Genomic DNA, 22637 nt, shown 5'->3' with positions numbered 1-22637 from the left:
TTAACATCCGGTAGTGACTAATATTGATAGCCTGATTTTTGAAGCTATGATTAATTTGGCGTTAATGGGCTAATCAAATTAACTTTTTCCATTGCATTGATTCTACCGGTAAAACAGAAGTCATCCAAAAGATGACTCACTTGCTGGTATCTATAATTAAATCCTTAACATTCCATTAAGGATTTTTCTCTAATTTCATTTTTAATAGGTTTTTTGACTTCTATACCCATTTCACGAAATTGCTCAATTTGTCCAATAATATTGCCACGACCGCTAGTTAATTTATTCATTGAATTGATATAAGTTTGTTGTGCTTTAGTCAAGCTATTGCCAAGAATTTCCATATCTTCGACGAAACCCCGTACTTTATCATACAATTTGCTAGCTTTATCGGCGATGAGTTCGGCATGACGATTTTGATATTCATATCGCCACAAATTATTAATAGTGCGTAAAGCAACCAGCAAAGTGGTTGGACTGACAATCATAATATTGTGTTTTAATGCATCATTAATTAAATTAGGATCACAATCAATGGCGCTTAAAAAAGCCGGTTCAATAGGAATAAACATTAAAATATAATCCAGTGAGTTTACGCCACATAATTTATGATAATCTTTCTGGCTCAATTGTTTAATATGATTGCGAATTGCAATTAAGTGTTCAGCCATTGCCTGGCTTTTTTCTTGATCATCATCACTATTAAAATAACGTTCGTAAGCAACTAATGCGACTTTTGCATCGATAATAACATCATTTCCTTGAGGTAGATGTACTACTACATCTGGTTGTAAGCGTTGTTTGTCTTCATTATTTAAACTGACTTGTAGCTCGAATTCATAATTTTCTCGTAATCCTGAATTTTCTAAAATACGATTCAATACTACTTCCCCCCAGTTGCCTTGCGTTTTGTTATTACCTTTCAATGCATTGGTTAAATTGATCGCTTCTTTAGACATTTGTTCATTAAGTTTTTGTAAATTACGAATTTCAAACGCAAGGGTATGACGCTCTTTTGCCTCAACGTTGAAGCTATCTTGCACTTGTTTTTTAAAACCTTCTAATTGTTCCTTAAGTGGTGTTAATAGATAGTCTAAAGTCTGACGGTTTTGTTGTTCAAGTTTTTTGCCACTACTATCAAAAATGCGATTAGCGAGATTTTCAAACTGTTCATTTAAACGCTGTTCGCTTTCAATTAAGATTTTTTGCTTTTCATAGGCTAAAATGTTGGTCTGTTCAAGTCGAATTCGTAACTCAGTATTCTCATTACTTTGTTGAAGATATTGATGTCTTATTTGATTTAATTCTTCTTGTAAAACAGACACTTCCTTAAGAAGAGTCTGATTTTCATCGCGTTTTTGGCAAAATTGGAATTCAAAAATTTGTTGTAGATTACGATTAGCCAAACGTAACTTAATGTTCCAAATTATTGATGCTAGTAGTGTAATAATCAATAACGTAGCTAGAACGATTTCGGTCATCGTGAGGGAGGTTAACATTTCAAGCATTCTCCAGATTGAAACTCATAACTTGACTAATTGTTGATTGCTCTAATGCCAACATAATTAGACGATCTAATCCTATTGCAACGCCTGAGCATTCAGGTAAACTTGCTTCCATCGCAGCTAATAAATATTCGTCAATAGGCTGTGCGGGTAAACCTTTAGCTAATCTTTCTTGATTATCATGTTCGAAGCGTGCTTTTTGTTCTTTAGCATTGGTTAATTCTTTAAAACCATTCGCTAATTCAACACCTTTATAGTAGAATTCAAAACGTCTTGCGGTTCGTTGATCTTCACTATTGAGTTCTGCCAATGCAGCTTGCGAAGCAGGGAAATGATAAACCACAGTTGGTTTTTCTTGTCCAATTCGAGGTTCGATACCGAAAGTAAATAAAAATTGTAATAACGTATCACGATCGGTATTATCAGTGTTAAAACCAAGTGCTAGTTTTTCAACCGCAGTAATTAATGTTTCTTTATTCGCCTCAAGCGGATCAACTCCCAAGTATTTTATAAACGCATTTTGATAACTAATATATTCAGCAGGTGCTGTATCTAAGACTAGTTGTAAAAGATCATCAACTTCATTAATCATTTGCATCATATCGAATTGAATACGATACCACTCTAGCATAGTAAATTCGGGATTATGATAACGACTAATTTCCTCATTATTTCGAAAACATTTACAAATTTGGTAAATAGGACCACTACCCGCAGCTATCAAGCGTTTCATATGATATTCGGGGCTGGTAATTAAAAATAGCTTTTCCCCTTGCGCTAAATCAATAATACCGGGTTTAGTAAATATGGTTTGAAAAGAGCTGAGTTGTACATCAGTAACCGCAGCTTGACTTAAAATAGGGGTTTCCACTTCAAGAATACAGCGATCAGCAAAAAAAGTACGAATTTGCCGGACAACTTTAGCGCGCTTTAACAATAAATCAATGGATGCTGTTGGTTGCCAACTCTCGGGGTTTATCATAAATAAATCAACTCTTCTTATAAATAAGGTTATTGTAATGCATTATAGGTTAAAGGGAATAACGAATGCATTTAATCATAAACTTAAATTATAAACTTAACAAACATCAATATGTTAGTTTTTTATGCTTGAGGATGACGAGCTTTATTTAGTTTTATCATTTTAATAGAACAATTTTAACGAATTGGCACAATGACAGCCGGATATATTCATGGAGTTAATGACCTAAAGGTAAAATCTTACAACTATTTATATGCCTAATAATTTAACACTTGATAGTCATTAGTTATAAAAACATAAACAGAGTCACAAAATTTGCGATAGATCTCTCTAAAACGCCGTTACTAACTGTATTTACGATAGTGTTTGATTTATTGTCATGTAAAATTTCTAAACTGGCTTAATTATGTATCACAATGGTTATTCACTTTTGGAGCTTTTGATCGTGATTGCAATAAGTTCAATAATGGTGATGATGACTATCACAAATTGGCGGGATATGCGATTACAAAATGAATTAGCAAATGGTACATTAGAATTAGTTGCTTTTTTCAACCAAGTTAAAAGTGATGCTAATATATTTAATCGTAATAATGCTATTTATATCGCATATAAAAATCATCAGGAATGGCAGCTAATAGTAGTTGATAATGAACAAGCGGATTATACTCATCCTTATTTTAAATTTATTGGGAAAACCCAACAAGTTGATATTGTTGAGGTTAATGTCGAGCCTATTTTAATATTCCATGGACGTAGAAGTATGGCGCAGCCAGCGACCATTAAACTTAAAAATGCTCTGGGAGAAAGCAGGATTATCGTTTCAACCAGAGGGCGTATTCGTTTTTGTTCGGCAAATGTTTATTTGGCTGGATTTCCAAAATGTTAAAAACTGGTTTTACCTTATTGGAAATGTTGTTATGTTTAATTTTAACTTCTTTATTAATGATGATAATAATGGCTTTTTACCCAAAATTGCAAACTGATACGATACAATTTTATCAACAGTATCGGTTACAAGAAACCATTAACCAAACTTTATCAGGGTTAATTAAAGATATTAAACGTGCAGGTTTTTTAGCTAATCATTTAGATAATTTAAAAAAAACAGCAATCCTTATCGAGGATAATAATCAATGTATTATAATTCGCTATGATCTGCATCGTTCTGGAGAATGGCGTGAAGATAAACACAACTTGAATAGTTCAGATATTTTTGTTTATCGCTACGCTAATAATAATGTTGTGTATCGATTAGGAATTCCACATTGTTATGGACAAGGTTGGGAAAAACTTTTTGACAATAATGAAGTCGATGTGACTTTGTTTGAAATTTATCAACGTGCACATTTCATAGAAATTAGATTAACAGCACAAATAAAGGGAAATCATTCGATAACGCATTCGAGAATTCATTATGTTAAGACTGAAAATCTTTAGCATGATCGCAATGAGACAAGCTTTTAAGCTATTACAATTACCATCTAAAGGATTTAGTTCGTTACAAATGATTTTGATTATAATGTCATTAGGTATCATCATGATGAAAACTTTTAGTCATATTTCGACGTTATGGCAAAAAGATTATATTCAATATAAACGTTATTACCAGCAATTTAATCAAGCACAATCATCAATTGAATGGGCCATAACTCAGCAATGGACTATACCAACTGAACATTGGCAATGTCAGGAACTGTTAACTTATCAACTTTCCGCTTGCATAAAAGTCGCAGGATTGTTAAACGGTGAGTATGTGATTGTTAAAGGCGAATTCCAACGATTCAAACTTTTTCATTTGGCAACATTGTATAATGGTAAATTAACATTACAGCAAGGACATTGGTTAGATTATTGTCCAAATAACAAAAGTCAATATTGTGAGTGATTATGACGGATAATCATTTTACAGGATTTAGTTTGATAGAATTATTGGTTTCAATATTACTATTTTCAATTGTAATGTTAGGGTTAGTTGAATTTCAGACGGTTTTAACATCGACAATATGGCAAGCGAAAAAGAGACATACTGCACAAACTATGGCATTTGAAATTCTCGATCGTTATCCAGATACTCAAGTCATAAATTTACCAGCACAGTGGAACTTTAAAATCATGACAACCAGATATCACCAATGCCAAATTGTTAAGGTAATAATTTGGATACCATCGGCTGAGGAAATAAGTCAACAACGCTGGTTTTGCCGATTATAATTTATACTTATTGGTTATTGTTTTCGGTTGTGTGGTCCATTATTTCCTAACGTGAAAGGTTATTTTAATTACATATGCTAATTTACCAAAATTAATTGATAGCGATGAAAAGATGGTGTTTTTATTAGTTAATTGAAAAGATGGTGATGTTAAAAAAGAGCCATTTAGACTCTTTTTAAAAATAGAGATTTTAAAATCATTATGATGATTTATGTTGAGGTCGTTTATTGCGCCGATTATTATATGGTTTTGATGCTTTAGGTTTTGGTAAATCGGTTAATAACGCATTTGCATCATAGTGACTAACTGGGATAATATGTCCGATTGCAGATTCAATGGCTGGTAGGTTAGGCGCATAACGCTCACAGGCAAATGAAATTGAGCAACCTTCTGCACCAGCTCGTCCTGTTCTGCCGATACGATGCCGATAATCATCGCAGTCATCAGGCAGATCATAGTTGAAAACATGCGTTACATGTGGAATATGTAAACCACGTGCTGCCACATCCGTAGCAACTAAAATATCTAACTCACCTTGAGTGAATTTATCTAAAACAGCCAAGCGTTTTTTCTGAGCAATATCCCCATTGAGTAAACCAACACGATGTCCGTCAGCCATCAGGTGGCGCCAAATTTTATCACAAGTCACTTTAGTATTAGCAAAAACAATACAACGTTCAGGCCATTCTTCTTCAATTAAGGTTTGCAATAAAGCTAATTTATCTTCATCGGAAGGAAAAAATAACTCTTCTTTTATACGATGACCTATTTTCTGTTCAGGTTCAACTTCAATATATTGTGGATCATTCATATGTTCAAATGCCAATTCTCGCACATTGTGTGATAATGTTGCGGAAAATAACATTGTTAACCGTTGCTTAGGTGGGGCCATATGCCGGAATAACCAACGAATATCACGAATAAAACCTAAATCGAACATACGATCTGCTTCATCAAGTACGACGACTTGAATCGCGGCTAAATTGACATAATTTTGTTTAGCATAGTCAATTAATCTCCCTGTCGTAGCAATTAAAATATCCACACCGTCAGATAAAGTTTTCAATTGCTTATCGTAACCATCACCACCAAACGCCAATCCGAGTTTTAAACCTGTCGTTGCTGAAAGCATTTGTGCGTCATGGTGAATTTGCACAACTAATTCACGAGTCGGCGCTATAATGACTGCACGGGGTTGATTATTTTGATGTTTTTCCAAAGGTGGATGATTCAGTAAATAATTATACGTAGCAGTGAGAAATGCGATAGTTTTACCTGTTCCTGTCTGTCCTTGTCCAGCAATATCCATTCCTTTAGCTGTAAAAGGTAAAGATTTTTCTTGAATCGGTGTACAAAATTTGAAACCATTTTTCTGCAATGCAGAAAGTACTAATGGGTGAAGTGGCAACTGGTTAAACTCTGTTTTCGTGAGGTAAGATTGGGTCATAAATAAAATTTAAATTAGTCATTTCAAACAATTGCAGTATTATACCACAGTCGTGTCTAAACTCGCACCAATTATTAGTTCCTATTATATTAATTGATAGTGAATGGTTGTAAAGTAACATACTATAATTAAGTAATATATAATTATTCGCATGCAAAATACGGAGAATAACATGAGTAATGCAATTATTTCCTTAACTGAAGCAAATTTTGAAAAAACTTTAGCTGAAGCAAGTCAACCCGTTTTAGTCGATTTTTGGGCCGATTGGTGTGGTCCTTGCAAAATGGTTGCACCAATATTAGAAGACATAGCCCAAGAATTTGCAGATAAATTAGTTGTTGCAAAGCTTAATGTCGATCAAAATCCATCTATTTCGCCAAAATTTGGTATTCGTGGTATACCGACCTTATTATTATTTAAGAATGGTAAAGTCGTGGCCACACAAGTAGGTGCGTTATCTAAAATACAATTAAAAACGTTTTTAGATAATCATCTTTAATTCTAAACAGTACATTTATTTAACCACGCAGTAAATGACTGCGTGGTTTGTTTTTATAGTTCTTCAATCTACTAATTTTTTTGTAATCTCGTCTAATTATTCGACAAACTTAGCAAAAATAAATTGCTCATATAATAGCTATTGATGGATCAAATTCAATATTCAATGAGATTCATCAGCCAAATTTAAATATTAAATCAAATTTCATTCATTTACGATGATTAGTATCAAAATCGCCATAGCGAAAAGCTGAATATATGCTAAAATTAGCTCAGGTTAAAGGCTAGTAAAAGCTAGTCATTTGGGATTCGCTAAATATTCGAGGAATAATCATGCAAGTTATTGAGGGGCAAGTAGCTGCACCCCATGCAAAAGTCGCTATTATTGTCGCACGTTTCAATCATTTTATAAATGATAGCCTTGTTGAAGGTGCCATCGATGCGCTAAAACGAATTGGGCAAGTCGAAGATAAAAATATTACTGTTATTAAAGTTCCGGGAGCTTTTGAGATTCCTTTAACGGTTAAGGCTGTTGCTGAAAGTAAAAAATATGACGCTGTGGTCGCATTAGGTACGGTAATTCGTGGTAGCACTGCTCATTTTGATTATGTCGCTGGTGAATCAAGTTCTGGTATATTATCTACCAGTTTAGCTCATTCCCTACCTGTTGGCTTTGGTATTTTAACAACAGAAAATATCGAGCAGGCGATTGAACGAGCAGGCACCAAAGCTGGAAATAAAGGGGCAGAAGCAGCTTTAACCGCACTAGAAATGTATAACACTTTAAACAGTATCAAGAAGGGGTAAATAGTGACGACTAACGCTAATCCTCGTCGTCGTGCACGTGAGTGTGCAGTTCAGGCAATCTATTCATGGCAAGTTTCTAAAAATGACTTATCAGAAGTTGAAGTCAATTTTATGGCTGAACAAGATATGAAAGGAGTCGATAAAAAGTATTTTCGAGAATTATTACATGGGGTAGCTTCGCATACGACTGAACTTGATGAAAAAATGGAGCCATTTCTGAATGAACGAAGTCTAAATGAATTAGGTTTTGTAGAACATGCTATTTTAAGAATTGCGGTTTATGAACTTCTCAAACGTGAAGATGTTCCTTATAAAGTTGTCATTAATGAAGCAATTGATTTAACTAAAACTTTTGGTGCTGAAGATAGCCATAAGTTTATAAATGGTGTACTGGATAAAGTTGCGCCAACAATACGAACCCGGTAAATAGTGAGCATATTATGAATGACAATCAATCAGCCGATAAACAAGGAAAGCCTACGGTTTTTTATGCTAAAAAATCTGCTGAAAGTAAATCATCTCAACGTTCTTATCAAGGCAATGATAGTCGTCATCAAAGAGGCTCGGCTCCACGACACGATCAAGATAAATCATCCCATGATAAACGTCGTACCGAACGTTCGAAGATGAATCGTGAAACTATCAAAGATAATCGTATCGAAATGTTTAGGCCACGTTCTCGAAATAACAGCGTGACATCTCATGAATCGCCTTGGAAAAGTCGGGTACAGAAATCTGAGCAACTAGCTACATTTGAAAATGATACGACGATACTTTCAAATCAACAATTGAAACGTCAGCGTAAAGAAGAAACATTAGTTTATAGCGAAAATAGTTGTAAAGCTATTTTTGCTAAACGGCCTGAATCGATTATTAAAGCTTTTTTCTTACAAGAAAAAACCCATGAATTTAAACCGTTGATAGCTTGGTTAGTTGAACGTCGGCTTGGTTACGATATCGTAGATGATGCGCATATGAGTAAAATTGCTCAGACACAACATCATGGTGGAGTGTGTTTGATTGTGAAAAAACGCTCTTCTTTGACTACGGCAACATATCTGGCTCAAAATAATGATGCTAAATATGATTATGTAATGGCAATTGATGATATCAATAACCCACATAATTTAGGTGCAATCGCTCGGACAGCCGCTTTTTTTAAAGTAAATGGCGTAATGCTACGACAACCCGATATTCTAGATAATGGTGCCTCTTTACGTGTTTCTGAAGGTGGAGCAGAATATCTTACGCCAATTAAAGCTGATGATTTTATTGTTTCACTTGATCAGTTTAAACAATATGGATATCAAATTGTTGCTCTTTTACCTTGTAAAGTGAATACAATAAAAGCGGAAAATTTAACTAAATTATCGGTGCGTGCCAAAACCGTCTTTGTCATTTTCCAACAAATCAATCTTAAATTAGTCGAATTTGCTGATAAAGTTGTTTATTTATCGGGTAGTGAGGCGATGCCAGCTTTAAATATTTCTGTTTTAAGTGGCATTTTACTAGCTAAAATTGACCGAACTCATACTAAGTAAAAATTTACATTAGGAAGCTAATAAAGATTTTTTTAGAGTGCTAATTTAGCACTCTATTTAAAATTAAGAAAAATACAATAATACAGAGTATATATATTAATTTAGTATAATTTTCATTTTATAAACGTGTTTTCCTATATTTTTTACTTGAAATAAAATATATTTTGGATACATTGTATCGGTTAAGAAAATATATCTCTCTATCATTACAATATTTGTAGCACTATTATGAAAACTAAGCGTAAAATCGGAATTATTTTTGGTAAATTTTATCCGTTACATTGTGGTCATATTTATCTTATTGAAAAAGCCATAATGCAAGTTGATGAACTACATGTTTTCCTAGGTTGTGAGCCAGCCAGAGACTTAAAACTATTTGAAGCAAGTGGCATGTTACGCCAGCCACAAGTTAGAGACCGATTTTACTGGTTAAAAAAAAACTTCCAACATCATCGTAATATTCATATTCATGTTTTAGACGAAAGCGGAATCGCTTATTATCCTAACGGTTGGCAAGATTGGAGTGATCGGGTTAAGGCGATTTTAGCTAAACATCAAGTTAAACCAATGGTTATCTTTACCAGCGAACAACAAGATGTTGCCAATCATGAACGCTATTTTAATTGTAGCGTAAAGCTCATTGATGTTAATCGTGATTTTATTAATATTAGTGCGACAAAAATTCGTCAAAATCCCTTTCAACATTGGCAATATATTTCCCAAGTTGCTCGACCATTCTTCGTCATGAAAATAGCTTTAGTTGGTAAACTAAATCAATTTGATCAACTGGCCATGCAATTAGCCAATATTTTTAATACGCGTTATGTAACGAATGGTTATATTAACTATTTTCAAAACGATCATCATCACAAAGTTTCTTCAACACTAAATGAGGCTGATTATATCCGCATTGCCATGTTACAAGCACAACGTATTGATGATGCTGCTACTTGTGCTAACAAATTATTATTTACCGCATTTGATTTTGAAACTTTATATCATCATTATCAACGATCTTTTCGTAAAGATAATCAGATTTTAAAAGAATTAATTAATAATTATCCCTTTGATTTAGTTATTCATTCTCATGATTTTAATCCACATGAAAGTCAGCTGGCTATTTTTGAATCTGTTATTGAGCGAATTAAGATTAAGCTAGAATAGACATTATTAGCACATTAAATCAATTAAGCATATCTTCACCCGATTATAGGTAAAAGTACCAATCAATTCTTAGTGAATCAAAGATTTTACTTTTCTAATAGTTGAAATCTAAATGGCTATCATCGCCTTAATTGTATAGTGTAGCATTAGGCGATATGTTAAAATAACGCAAATTTTTATTAAATGGTTTTCATTATGTCAAAAATCCATGATCAACCACGACACGATCAACACCAGCAAGAAACAATTGATTTTGGTTTCACACAGATTCCTAAACAAGAAAAAGAAAAACGAGTTGCCGATGTATTTCATTCTGTTGCTGATAAATATGATGTTATGAATGACTTAATGTCATTTGGTATTCATCGGCTTTGGAAGAAAATCACTATTGAGTATAGTGGTATAAGGCAAGGGCAAAAAGTACTTGATCTAGCTGGCGGAACCGGTGATCTAACTGCTAAATTTTCGCAATTAGTAGGCGATGATGGATTAGTAATATTAGCTGATATCAATGATTCCATGCTTGAAGTTGGTCGTGAAAAGTTGCGTGATAAAGGTTTATTTAAAAATATTGAATATGTACAAGCAAATGCCGAAGCGTTACCTTTTGCTGACAATAGTTTTGATTGTATTACGATTTCATTTGGTTTACGTAATGTAACGAATAAAGATCAAGCACTCAAATCAATGTGGCGAGTACTAAAGCCAGGTGGACGTTTATTAATTTTAGAATTTTCCAAACCAGAATATAAATTATTGAATAAAGCATATGATCTTTATTCATTTACAATGTTACCGTTAATGGGAAAAATTGTTGCTAATGATGCCGATAGTTATCGTTATTTAGCTGAATCAATTCGCATGCATCCTGACCAACTTAAATTGAAAAATATGATGGAGCTGGCCGGTTTTAAAGATGTGCAATATCATAATATGACAGGTGGTATTGTAGCATTGCATCTTGGTTTTAAATTTTAATTGAGGATGCTAATGAAGTATTGGCGACTTTATCAAATCATGGCGGCATTTCGCGCTTTTCAATTAGCTGAACTATTTCCTAAATCGATCTTACCAAACCGATTTAAATTTGTCCTTTTTATGATGTTTTGGGTATCGAAAAAAGCTAAACATTGTAATAGAGGAGAACGTTTAAAATTGGCTTTACAAGAACTTGGGCCAATTTGGGTTAAATTAGGGCAAATGTTGTCTACCAGACAAGATCTCTTACCCGATGATTTGTTAATTTCTTTATCGCAATTACAAGACCAAGTTAAACCATTTGATGGTGAACAAGCAAAACATATCATTGAACAAGCTTTATCAACGTCAATCGAAACGCTTTTTGATGATTTTCAGTTTACGCCTCTTGCTTCAGCTTCGATTGCTCAAGTGCATTCAGCCAAATTGAAAAGTAGTGGGGCAGCGGTAATTATTAAAGTATTACGGCCGAATATTCAACCACTCATTAAAGCCGATATTGCAGTAATGTATTGGTGTGCGGAGCGGTTGGTAAAAATGAATTATGATGCTAGGCGCTTACGTTTGACTGAAGTAGTGAGTGATTATGAAAAAACGATTTTCAAAGAGTTAAATTTGCTGCAAGAAGCAGAAAATACCAAACGTTTACGGAATAACTTTATTAAAAGTGATATGCTCTATATTCCTTATGTTTATCGTGAGCTATGTCGAGCTAATGTTTTAGTGGAAGAGCGTATCTCTGGTATATCGATTAACAACATAGCAGAATTAAAAGAGCGAGGTGTTAATTTAAAATTATTGGCGGAGAGAGGCGTTGATATATTTTTTACGCAAATTTTTCGGGATAATTTTTTTCATGCGGATATGCATCCTGGAAATGTATTTATTAATGCTAGTGATCCGATCAATCCAACCTATATCGGCATTGATTGTGCCATTATGGGAGAACTGAGTAAAGAAGATCAATATTTTCTGGCACAAAATTTTATTGCTTTTTTTAATCGTGATTATCAGAAAATTGCTGAATTATATATTGAATCAGGGTGGGTTCCTGAAGATACAAATGTTTTTGCTTTAGAAACAGCAATGCGAGAAGTGTGTGACCCAATTTTTGCCAAATCATTAGGAGAAATATCTTTTGCACAAATATTGTATAATTTATTTAATGTTGCTCGACAATTTAACATGGTGATTCAACCGCAATTAGTGCTGCTGGAAAAAACGCTTTTTTATATCGAAGGATTAGGGCGTCGACTTTATCCTCAGTTGGATTTATGGTCTACGGCTAAACCATTTTTAGAAGCATGGTATCAAGAACAAATGAGTCCATTGCATATTGCTAAAAATATGATGCATGCTTTACCACAATGGCAAGATTTATTACCTGATTTACCAAAAAAATTAAAACAATTTGAAAAATCTAACCGGCAACTTATCCTACAGTTGAACGAACTTAATCTACAACTTTCACGAACAAAAAAATGGCTAATTAAACTATGGAGTGTGGTACTTTGTATTGTTGTTTTAAGTACTTTAATAAATTTATTTTAATCAGGAATCGATAGGGTAAGCATTTACCAATTATTCATTAAGTTGATTTTTTATGATTAACTACATTAGCAACGTTAATTCTGCTTTTTAGCAGGATAGTGTTTAATGAGTAATAGGTTAGCATTTGCAATGTGCCTTATCACTAAAAAATTAATAAGAGTGAATGATTTTTATAAGTTTATTTAGTGTAGATTATTATTCAACTATTTATATCTAATATTTTTAGTTGTAAGCTTATTTCAAGTAAAATGAAAACTAAAAAGGAAACCAAAGGATTCCTTTTTAGTCTCTTTAGTCAGAGGTGAATCTGACTTAAAAAGGGATCTCGTCATCAAAATCCATTGGTGGTTCATTGGACGGTATTGGTTGTTGTGGTGCAGCAGCGGGTTGGCGAGCGGCAGGAGCAGACGATTGGTTATTTGCACTTTGCCCCCAATTTTGGGTTGCTGCATCATCAAAGTTAGTATTACGGCTACCCAAAATTTGTAATGTTCCACCAATATTAACCACGATTTCAGTAGTGTAACGTTCCTGACCGGATTGATCTTGCCATTTACGGGTTTGTAATTGACCTTCAATATAAACTTGCGAACCTTTTCTTAAATATTCACCAGCGATTTCGGCTAATTTGCCAAAAATGACAACTCGATGCCATTCTGTACGATCTTTCTGCTCACCAGTTTGCTTATCTTTCCACGTTTCGGACGTCGCGACACTTATATTAGTTACTGCGCCACCATTAGGTAAATAACGAACTTCGGGATCTTGCCCTAAATTACCTACTAAAATGACTTTATTAATACCTCGACTTGCCATTGATAAACTCCTAAACGTTTTAATATAATCTATTATTCATTGTTTGATATTGTAACATGTGCACATGTGATTGCTAATAGTATTTGTATTTACAAAATATATTTTGCGATGTTTATTTTACTTTAAACTATATTTTATCTGAATTTTACAAATGTTTAACATTTATAATTGATGAAATCTTTGATAGCCAAGTAAAAATAAGGGCAAGAATTTATTGTAGAATTTAAAACCTAGGTGAATGCTGAACATTTTATCAATATGTCTTGTGGTAAATAAGGTACTAACTAAAAAGAAAAATTAAATGAATAAACGCTATACGGATAAACTTATTTCTTTATAATACTAAAACTTTAGAATGAGGGAATTAATGTTTATGTCTAAAATACCATTAACCAATTCTTCAGATTTATCAAAAAAAGCGAAAATTGCAATTGTTATGGGTTCAAAAAGTGATTGGGACACTATGCAACACAGTGCTGATCTTTTAACACAACTCCAACTTGCTTTTCATGTTGAAATTGTATCTGCACATCGAACGCCAGATAAATTATTCCTGTTTGCCGAGCAAGCCAAAGATAATGGATTTGAGGTAATTATTGCTGGTGCCGGAGGAGCTGCTCACTTGCCTGGTATGCTAGCGGCTAAAACGTTAGTCCCAGTGTTAGGGGTACCCGTACAAAGTGCTGCATTAAGTGGTATTGATAGTTTATATTCAATAGTGCAAATGCCAAAAGGAATTCCAGTTGGTACGTTAGCTATAGGTAAAGCAGGAGCAGCAAATGCCGCATTATTCGCTGCACAGATTCTAGCAATTAATGATAGGGTACTGTTTGCTAAACTGGAAAAATTCAGACAAGCGCAGACTAATGATGTACTAACAAATCCAGACCCAAGAAAATAAATAATAAACTAACATTAGGATTTAATCATGAAAAAAGTTTGTGTTCTCGGTGACGGTCAATTAGGTCGTATGCTAAGACAAGCTGGCGAACCATTAGGTATTCAAGTTTATCCTGTTGGTTTAGATGCCGATCCAACGATGGTTCCTTATCAAAATGCTGTCATCACTGCAGAAATTGAACGTTGGCCAGAAACACCATTTACTCGTATTTTGGCCAGTCATCATGCTTTCATTAATCGAGATGTTTTTCCACTTATTGCCGACCGTTTAAGGCAGAAGCAATTACTTGATGAACTTAATCTGCCAACTGCCAATTGGCAGCCATTAGACTCTTTCGCAGATTGGCCTAAATTATTAGCAAAATTGGGTCATACATTGATCGTTAAACGCCGGACTGGTGGTTATGATGGTAGAGGACAATGGCGTATCACTTCTGAGTTAACCGATCTGATCCCCGATGATGCTTATCAAGCGGCAATCGTTGAACAAGCAATAAACTTTAATGGTGAATTATCATTAATTGGTGCACGTAATCGACTAGGTAAAATGGTATTTTATCCAGTTACTTATAATCTTCACCAAAATAGTATATTAAAGATGAGTGTGGCTTTTGCCAATCCACATGAAATTTTACAAGCTAATGCTGAATCGATGCTAGCAACGATTATGGCTAAGCTAAATTACATTGGTGTTATGGCAATGGAATGTTTTGTTGTCGGTGATAAGTTATTAATTAATGAGTTAGCGCCACGCGTTCACAATAGCGGGCATTGGACGCAAAATGGTGCGTCAATCAGTCAGTTTGAGTTGCATTTACGCGCTATTATGGATTTACCAATGCCGTCACCAGCTGTATTTGCAAATTCTGTAATGGTTAATCTGATTGGTATGTCTTACAATTGTGATTGGTTAACCGAATCGTTAGTTCACCTTCATTGGTATGAAAAGGCGGTAAGAGCTGGGCGTAAATTGGGGCATTTAAATTTGACTCATCAGAATTCACTGGAGTTATGTTTTTGCTTAGAACGTTTAACAACGACATTATCGGTAGATTATGCTTCAGCTATTGAGTGGGCAAAAGCTGTTTTATTAAGCGAAGGTATCAATTAATAGCAATGCTATTAGGAGAATATGTGAAGATCAATTTTCATAAAAAAATAAGTTATCAACGTTACACGAAACAGACTAAATATAACGTTGGCGATGAATATTCCTTCATCCAATATTTTGAAAGTGATCGTGATCGCATTCTCAATTCCGCTGCCATTCGTCGCTTACAACAAAAAACACAAGTTTTTCCCTTAGAGCGTAATGCAGTTGTTAGGTCACGTTTAACCCATTCTTTAGAAGTTCAGCAAGTTGGTCGTTATATTGTGAAAGAAATCATGAATAATTTAACGAAAACAAATCAACTTAACCAATACGGATTGGATAATTTAGGCGTTGTTATTGAAAGTTTAGTGGAAATGGCGTGCCTAATGCATGATATTGGTAATCCACCCTTTGGTCATTTTGGTGAAGCTGCTATTAATAATTGGTTTAGTCAGCAATTAGCCGTTGAGCGTTCATCAAGTTATACTCCATTGAATTACCAACGAACACAACCAGAACTTGATGAATTACGCCGTAAAATTCGTCAGGATTTATGTCATTTTGATGGTAACGCGCAAGCCATTAGATTAGTTCACACAATCTTAAAATTGAATTTAACCTATTCACAAATCGCCTGCATTTTAAAATATACTAAACCCGCATACTGGCTTGCGCCAGTAAAAGATGAATTTCATTATCTTATGAAAAAATCAGGCTATTATTTATCGGAAGAATCTTTTGTTAACTCACTAATGGTAGAGCTTGATCAAGAACCGTTTCATCGTTATCCCTTAACTTACATTATGGAAGCAGCGGATGATATATCATACTGTATCGCAGATTTGGAAGATGCGGTTGAAAAAAGGATTTTGACGATTGAACGATTATATTTCTATTTACAGCAGGAATGGGGGCCTACTAAAAAAGGCGACCTTTTCGAGAGGGTGGTTGCGGGCGCCTATACCAGTGCATTGAGTGAAAAAAATGATTCCATGAGTGTAGATCAATTTTTTACATCCTTAAGAGTCAATACGACGGGTATTTTAGTTCCCCATGCTGCAGAACGTTTTATTGAAAATATTGAAGCAATTTATTCTGGTTCATTTAATCATGCTTTATTAGAAGATCATGATGCTGAATTTAAATTATTGGAAGTTTTTAAGAAGGTTGCATTTAAATATATTTTTAATCACGATAGTATCGAAACCATAGAATTGCAAGGCTATCGAATTATTACCGGTTTACTCGATATATACAATCCATTACTCAATATGCCAACAGACGATTTTTTGCAATTAACAACCAAAAATGGTCATCCACAATATATGATTGAAACGCGATTATTTCATAAACTTCCAGAAAAACATCGTCAAGCCTATCTGGAAGCGGTTTTACAAATTGAAAAAGCGGATGCCGCTTTTAACATTTGGGAGTTCTATTATCGAGCAAGATTATTACAGGATTATATTAGTGGTATGACCGATCATTTTGCTTATGATGAATATCGTAAATTAATGGTGAGTGATTAGCACTATATTAGTGCGATAGTGCATCGAGATTTCAATTTTCCATAAAATCATTCGATTGATTTAAATAAGCATGTAAAAGCAATACATTTCATTTTATTAAATTGACCAATTTATTGTTACATTGGCTGACCAGCAAAGAATAATTCGCTTTTATTTATCCAATGGATAATAACTTCTTTTATTTAGACATTTCATTCATGCTCATTATATAACAATGGTTTGGCATAACATTTGCATTAGATTATTTATTATTAGCAATGATGAGGATGATTTAATGAAATTAGTGACAGTAATTATTAAACCTTTCAAATTAGAAGAAGTTCGCGAAGCCTTGTCCAATATTAATATTACAGGATTGACGGTAACTGAAGTAAAGGGCTTTGGTCGACAAAAAGGTCATGCTGAACTCTATCGCGGTGCTGAGTACACAATTAACTTTTTACCCAAAGTCAAAATTGAAATTGGCATTTTAGATGAACAATTGGATGAAGTGATTTCAGCCATAACTAAAGCCGCTCACACCGGCAAAATCGGTGATGGCAAAATTTTTGTAACAGCTTTAGAAAGTGCTATTCGTATTCGTACAGGTGAGACGGATGAAGATGCACTTTAGTAAATTGTGCCAACGAATACTAATTTATTCAGTGATATTCATTCACATCAAAAAAATTTTGATAAGGAATATGTAAAATGATAAAAAAAATATTATTTATTCTGGGACTATTTACCTCAGGTCATGTATTAGCTGAAGAAATATTAATACAAGAAGTTGTTACAAATTCTTTAGCTGATAAAGCGGATAATGGTTTTATGATGATTTGTACGGCATTAGTGTTATTTATGTCTGTACCAGGTATTGCTTTATTTTATGGCGGTTTATTACGTTCGAAAAACATTTTATCGATGTTAACCCAAGTATTAGTAAGTTTTTCACTCATTGCTGTTTTATGGGTCGTTTATGGATATTCGTTAGCTTTTGGTGAAGGGAATTGGTTTTTTGGTAGTTTTGATTGGTTTTTATTAAAAGGTATTAAGATAACGGATATTGAAGGAAGCATTTATCAATTTATCTGGATTGCTTTTCAAGGATCGTTTGCTTGTATCACTTGCTGTTTAATTTTAGGAGCCTTTGCTGAACGAGTTAAATTTTCTGCTGTATTAATTTTCATGGTGATTTGGTTTACTTTTTCTTATATACCTATGGCGCATATGGTTTGGGGGGGCGGAATTCTGGGCGATGAAGGTGCACTTGATTTTGCTGGTGGTACAGTCGTGCATATTAATGCTGCAGTAGCAGGCTTAATCGGTGCATATATGAGCGGTCATCGGGTAGGGTTTAATAAAGAACCACTCAAACCATTTAATTTAGGCTATGTCTATCTTGGTGCAGCTATTTTATACATCGGATGGTTTGGCTTTAATGCCGGTTCATCAACGCATGCTGATGAAATCGCAGGCTTAGCATTTATTAATACAGTGGTTGCCACAGCCAGTGGTGTATTAGCATGGTCAGCCGTAGAATGGATTCATCGTGGTAAACCATCTTGTTTAGGCGCTTGTTCGGGAGTGATAGCTGGTTTAGTCGGTATTACACCAGCTGCTGGATTTGTAGGAGTCGGTGGGGCCTTGATTATTGGTTTAATTTGTGGCGCTGCAGGGGTATGGGGGGTATCGAGTTTAAAACGCTTATTAAAGGTTGATGATACTTGTGATGTATTTGGTGTACATGGTATATGTGGTATTGTCGGTTGTCTCTTAACGGCAATTTTCACAGCTGAATCATTAGGCGGTATCGGTTTTACTGACGATGTAACGATGATAAAACAGTTGGGTATCCAAACAATGAGTATAATTACTTGTATGGTATGGACGGCGGTCGTCGCGGTTATTGCTTTTAAAATAGCTGATCTCTTGGTCGGGTTACGTGTAAGCACCGATGATGAACGTGAAGGGTTGGATATTAATAGTCATGGTGAAAGTGCATTTAATGATTAATTGAATAATATTTTAATGTATTGAGGAGTTGAAATTGAAGGGCGGAGATATCGCCCTTATTTTAGACAGCGTAAAGTTTTTATTTTGTGTTGCGCAAATTGTTAAAATGATAAATTGTTCTTTGTATTTTTTACTTGCTGTTGCAATAAAGAGAGATCAATCTCATTGTTAAAAGTATAAGGGAAGAGCTGTTTAAAAGCAGCTTCAATCGAGAGGTGAGCTTCTTTTGACATAGTAAAATGATATATCTGTTTTTCACTATCACAGCTTAACAATTTTATTTTCCATAACTGTTTTTATCCTTATTGATAAGCTACTAAGAACGATTTTGGATAAATCGACGACATAAAATCGTTTATTATCGAATTGATAAGTTCAGCTTTGGTTTTGAAAGTACTTTCTTTGTCTTCAATAGCATAGAGCCAATTATATAAGAAAAAGCCTCTAATAGCATAGAATATCCGCCACAAATAACTGCGCCTCATCTGCGAATGAAAGGATATTTAAGTTTAGGGTAGTTGGATTTAAATTCAGATGTTGGAATATTATCGGTATGATCGCCTTATTCACAAGCTACAAATGTAATATTTAATTTATCTAACAAAGCTAAATACATACCAAAAATGGAATTAATGATATTCATCATATACACTAAATTCAGCGAGTTTTTTGCAATGTTTACATTGGTGGAAGCACATTTTTTGCTTTTGTCCGATTACCGCCAGTACCCCAAATCAATAACATCATTTTCATCCATAGTCGTTATTATGATAAGTTATTATGCTAAAAAGCACAGCGATTATAAAATAACGTAATCATAAATGCGATATGAGATAAACAACCCAAGCATATTTTTAGTTGATTCGACTAAAAATGTTTATAATAGAAGTTTTTCACTTATTTATCCGTTATAATTTTCAATACTAATTAGCTTGTTAGGATTTTTGTATTGTTAACTTATTTAGACGAAAATTTAGCATTTCCTGACCCAAATATGGCTCTAATCAGACCAAACGGATTACTCGCTATAGGGGGAGATCTGTCACCAGAGCGTTTATCGGTTGCTTATCGACAAGGCATTTTTCCTTGGTATAACGATGATGAACCTATTTTATGGTGGTCTCCCGAGCCCCGTGCAGTATTCGATCCGTTACAATTTCATATTAATCGAACATTTAATAAATTTTTGAAAAAGTGTGATTATAAAATCAGTATAAATCATGATTTTACAGCGGTTATAAAAGGGTGTGCGAAAAATCATGGTGAGACGTGGATTACGGATGAGATAATTGCTGCTTATATCCAATTCCATCAATTAGGTTTTGCTCATTCAGTTGAAGTTTGGCAGAATGATCAGTTAGTTGGTGGGTTATATGGTGTAGCACAAGGTGCTGTATTTTGTGGAGAATCCATGTTTAGCCTAAAAAGCAATGCTTCTAAAGTTGCATTATATGCTTTTAGCCGCCATTTTAGTCGATGTGGTGGTTTATTAATTGATTGTCAGGTAATCAATAACCATACCGCGTCATTAGGGGCGTTTGAGATACCACGCCAAAAATATTTACACTATTTAAAGCAATTACAAGTTATAAAATTGAAGTCATTTTGTTATGATAAGCAATATTTATGTTATCATTCATAGAGTTAAATAAAGATAATTTAATTTAATCGTCGCCTTGAAAAAATATCGAGAATAAAATGCACAAAAATAATATTAACAAAACATTTAATTCGGGAATCTTGTCAAAATTATTAGTAGTGTTATGTTCATTTGGTTGTTTTTTAACGCAGACGAACGCAGAGGAACTGGTTGGACCGTTACAGCTTGTAGAGCTTAGTGAGCAAGATGCAACAAGTTCTGAAAAAATATATACGACCACACATTTTGCTTTATTTGGTCAACCTAAGTATGCCGAAAATTTCACCCATTTTGATTATGTTAATCCCAATGCACCAAAAGGGGGGATCATTCGTCAGGCTGAAATCGGCAGCTTCGATAATTTTAATCGCTTGGCTAGCCGTGGAGTGGCTGAAAGGCATTCGCATAGTCTATATGAAACGTTATTTACCACATCGGGCGATGAACTTGATAGCTATTATCCGTTATTAGCGAGCGAGATTACCTACTCTGATCAATATAAATGGGCTGAAGTCGTGCTTAATCCTAATGCCTGTTTTAGTGATGGTGTAGCTGTAACCGCGTACGACGTCGAATTTAGTTTCAATAAAATGATGGCAGAAGGTGTATCACAATATCGTATGTATTATCAAGGATATTCAGTGAAAGCACTTGATAAATATCGGGTTAGATTTGAATTACCGACACCAAATCGAGAGGATTTATTGAGTTTCGTCGGTGATTTTAGTGTGTTACCACAACATTTTTGGCAAGATAAAAATTTAGCCGAGCCATTGGCTACACCACCAATTGGTAGCGCACCTTATGTCATCAGTGATTTTAAATTAGGACAATATGCCATTTATCAATTAAATCCAAATTATTGGGGGAATAATCTGTCCGTAAATCAGGGGCTGAATAATTTTGAAATTAAACGGATCGATTATTATTCTGATGATGATGTTGCTTTAGAGGCTTTTAAAGCTGGAGAATATGATTTTCGTAGTGAATCACAACCTAAAAAATGGTTTACCCAATATCAAGGGAAATATTTTGATCAAGAGTATATCCTTAAACAACAGGATGATGTCACTAAGGCCATTAATTCAAGATGGCTTGCTTTTAATCTAGAAAGACCTCTGTTTCAAGATATTAAAGTTAGACAAGCCTTAACATTAGCATATGATTTTAAATGGTTAAATCACGTCTTTTATTACGACAGTTTTATTCAACCAATGAGTTTTTTCTCATACACACCTTATGCTGCACTTGGTAAACCCAGTGAACGGGAACGACAATTATTGATGCCTTATGCGGCTATTTTACCAGACACTGTATTTGGTGAAGCTTATAACATACCATCGAGCAATGGTGATGGATTTAATCGTGCTAATTTATTAAAGGCGAAACAGTTATTGCAACAAGCTGGATGGGTGATAAAAGATCATCGACTGGTGAATATACAAACAGGTGAACCATTTGAGTTTGAATTACTTACTTATATGGGAGCAGATAACAAATATGTAATACCATTTCAGCAAAATTTAGCCAAATTAGGTATTAAAATGAATGTCAGCTCGGTTGATTATGCCCAAATTACTCGCCGTTTACGTAAACGGGATTTTGATATGATTCCTACAAATTACAGTAAGATAGACTATCCTACTTCAGGATTAATGATACTATGGGGTAGTGAATATCTCAACTCAAGTTGGAACACTTCCGGGCTACATAATGCGGCAATTGATAGTTTAATTGCACTGATTCCAAATTATATTGATGATGAAGAAGAATTGCTTTATATCGGCCGAGCGTTGGATCGCGTATTAACCCATGCGTATCCAATGATCCCGATGTGGATGCCGCGTCAAATTCATTATGCATATTGGAATAAATTTGATAAACCAAAGATTAAGCCCGTTTACAGTATTGGTGTGAATACTTGGTGGTATGATGCCGATAAGGCAAATAAGTTACCTAAAAATAATGAGTAAAAGGA

Annotated in this window: 22 protein-coding genes; 18 read left to right on the top strand and 4 right to left on the bottom strand. The window is 34.3% G+C overall.

The annotated features are described in order from the left end of the window. Positions 1-164 precede the first annotated feature (164 nt). Positions 165-1499, bottom strand: a complete 1335-nt coding sequence (gene rmuC / locus FcAc13_RS07900) for a DNA recombination protein RmuC (protein WP_220679093.1) — start codon at positions 1497-1499, stop codon at positions 165-167. Between the two features lies 1 nt (position 1500). Continuing rightward, positions 1501-2487, bottom strand: a complete 987-nt coding sequence (gene epmA / locus FcAc13_RS07895) for an elongation factor P--(R)-beta-lysine ligase (protein WP_187755662.1) — start codon at positions 2485-2487, stop codon at positions 1501-1503. Between the two features lie 406 nt (positions 2488-2893). Between epmA and FcAc13_RS07890 the strand changes: the two genes are divergently transcribed. Genes FcAc13_RS07890 through FcAc13_RS07875 form a run of 4 tightly spaced genes read left to right on the top strand, consistent with a single transcriptional unit; the run spans position 2894 to position 4701 of the window. Then, positions 2894-3376, top strand: coding sequence for a prepilin-type N-terminal cleavage/methylation domain-containing protein (locus tag FcAc13_RS07890; RefSeq protein ID WP_246415108.1), 483 nt, complete (start codon positions 2894-2896; stop codon positions 3374-3376). Further along, positions 3370-3927, top strand: a complete 558-nt coding sequence (locus tag FcAc13_RS07885; RefSeq protein ID WP_187755660.1) for a prepilin peptidase-dependent protein — start codon at positions 3370-3372, stop codon at positions 3925-3927. The genes FcAc13_RS07890 and FcAc13_RS07885 overlap by 7 nt, the downstream gene beginning before the upstream one ends. Then, positions 3905-4375 (top strand): DUF2509 family protein, encoded by a 471-nt coding sequence (locus tag FcAc13_RS07880; protein ID WP_187755659.1) that lies wholly within the window; start codon positions 3905-3907, stop codon positions 4373-4375. Before FcAc13_RS07885 ends, FcAc13_RS07880 begins: the two co-directional genes overlap by 23 nt. A 2-nt stretch (positions 4376-4377) precedes the next feature. Beyond that, positions 4378-4701, top strand: a complete 324-nt coding sequence (locus tag FcAc13_RS07875; RefSeq protein WP_187755764.1) for a type IV pilus modification PilV family protein — start codon at positions 4378-4380, stop codon at positions 4699-4701. A 199-nt stretch (positions 4702-4900) separates the two neighbouring features. On the opposite strand, the gene rhlB is transcribed toward FcAc13_RS07875, so the two are convergent. After that, on the bottom strand, positions 4901-6148 hold the full coding sequence (rhlB, locus tag FcAc13_RS07870; protein ID WP_187755658.1) for an ATP-dependent RNA helicase RhlB: 1248 nt from the start codon (positions 6146-6148) through the stop codon (positions 4901-4903). Positions 6149-6320: 172 nt separating this feature from the next. Between rhlB and trxA the strand changes: the two genes are divergently transcribed. From trxA to ubiB, 7 genes are all read left to right on the top strand, one after another. After that, positions 6321-6647: a thioredoxin TrxA gene (gene trxA / locus FcAc13_RS07865; protein ID WP_187755657.1), complete on the top strand. Its 327-nt coding sequence runs from the start codon at positions 6321-6323 to the stop codon at positions 6645-6647. Between the two features lie 332 nt (positions 6648-6979). Then, on the top strand, positions 6980-7453 hold the full coding sequence (gene ribH, locus FcAc13_RS07860; protein ID WP_187755656.1) for a 6,7-dimethyl-8-ribityllumazine synthase: 474 nt from the start codon (positions 6980-6982) through the stop codon (positions 7451-7453). A gap of 3 nt (positions 7454-7456) precedes the next feature. Beyond that, positions 7457-7879: a transcription antitermination factor NusB gene (gene nusB, locus FcAc13_RS07855; protein ID WP_187755655.1), complete on the top strand. Its 423-nt coding sequence runs from the start codon at positions 7457-7459 to the stop codon at positions 7877-7879. Positions 7880-7893: 14 nt separating this feature from the next. Then, positions 7894-8994: a tRNA/rRNA methyltransferase gene (locus FcAc13_RS07850; protein WP_187755654.1), complete on the top strand. Its 1101-nt coding sequence runs from the start codon at positions 7894-7896 to the stop codon at positions 8992-8994. A 228-nt stretch (positions 8995-9222) separates the two neighbouring features. Beyond that, a complete protein-coding gene (gene nadR / locus FcAc13_RS07845; RefSeq protein WP_187755653.1) occupies positions 9223-10158 on the top strand; it encodes a multifunctional transcriptional regulator/nicotinamide-nucleotide adenylyltransferase/ribosylnicotinamide kinase NadR in 936 nt (311 codons plus the stop codon). A gap of 195 nt (positions 10159-10353) precedes the next feature. Further along, positions 10354-11136: a bifunctional demethylmenaquinone methyltransferase/2-methoxy-6-polyprenyl-1,4-benzoquinol methylase UbiE gene (gene ubiE / locus FcAc13_RS07840; RefSeq protein ID WP_187755652.1), complete on the top strand. Its 783-nt coding sequence runs from the start codon at positions 10354-10356 to the stop codon at positions 11134-11136. Positions 11137-11148: 12 nt separating this feature from the next. Then, on the top strand, positions 11149-12687 hold the full coding sequence (gene ubiB / locus FcAc13_RS07835) for a ubiquinone biosynthesis regulatory protein kinase UbiB (protein ID WP_220679089.1): 1539 nt from the start codon (positions 11149-11151) through the stop codon (positions 12685-12687). Between the two features lie 312 nt (positions 12688-12999). Here ubiB and FcAc13_RS07830 read toward each other — a convergent pair whose 3' ends face one another. Further along, positions 13000-13503 (bottom strand): single-stranded DNA-binding protein, encoded by a 504-nt coding sequence (locus FcAc13_RS07830; RefSeq protein WP_187755650.1) that lies wholly within the window; start codon positions 13501-13503, stop codon positions 13000-13002. Between the two features lie 373 nt (positions 13504-13876). Here FcAc13_RS07830 and purE point away from each other — a divergent pair, with 373 nt between their 5' ends. The 7 genes from purE (at position 13877) to FcAc13_RS07795 (ending at position 22632) form a co-directional block, all read left to right on the top strand. Further along, complete coding sequence (gene purE, locus FcAc13_RS07825) at positions 13877-14404, top strand: 5-(carboxyamino)imidazole ribonucleotide mutase (RefSeq protein WP_187755649.1); 528 nt, start codon at positions 13877-13879, stop codon at positions 14402-14404. Between the two features lie 27 nt (positions 14405-14431). After that, positions 14432-15514: a 5-(carboxyamino)imidazole ribonucleotide synthase gene (gene purK, locus FcAc13_RS07820; protein ID WP_187755648.1), complete on the top strand. Its 1083-nt coding sequence runs from the start codon at positions 14432-14434 to the stop codon at positions 15512-15514. Between the two features lie 5 nt (positions 15515-15519). Continuing rightward, entirely contained in the window at positions 15520-17025 is a 1506-nt protein-coding gene (gene dgt, locus FcAc13_RS07815) for a dGTPase (protein WP_187755647.1), read from the top strand. A gap of 274 nt (positions 17026-17299) precedes the next feature. Further along, positions 17300-17638 carry a P-II family nitrogen regulator gene (glnK, locus tag FcAc13_RS07810; RefSeq protein ID WP_187755646.1) on the top strand — a complete coding sequence of 113 codons (339 nt, stop codon included), beginning with the start codon at positions 17300-17302 and terminating at the stop codon, positions 17636-17638. A 77-nt stretch (positions 17639-17715) separates the two neighbouring features. Further along, positions 17716-19020, top strand: coding sequence for an ammonium transporter AmtB (gene amtB, locus FcAc13_RS07805; protein WP_187755645.1), 1305 nt, complete (start codon positions 17716-17718; stop codon positions 19018-19020). Between the two features lie 949 nt (positions 19021-19969). Beyond that, positions 19970-20662 (top strand): leucyl/phenylalanyl-tRNA--protein transferase, encoded by a 693-nt coding sequence (gene aat / locus FcAc13_RS07800; RefSeq protein ID WP_223064559.1) that lies wholly within the window; start codon positions 19970-19972, stop codon positions 20660-20662. Positions 20663-20718: 56 nt separating this feature from the next. Further along, a complete protein-coding gene (locus FcAc13_RS07795; RefSeq protein WP_187755644.1) occupies positions 20719-22632 on the top strand; it encodes an extracellular solute-binding protein in 1914 nt (637 codons plus the stop codon). The last annotated feature ends 5 nt before the right edge of the window (positions 22633-22637 follow it).

Source organism: Frischella japonica (assembly GCF_014489845.1).
In the GTDB taxonomy this organism is placed as follows: Bacteria; Pseudomonadota; Gammaproteobacteria; order Enterobacterales; family Orbaceae; genus Frischella; species Frischella japonica.
This window is presented reverse-complemented; position numbering and strand designations above follow the sequence as displayed.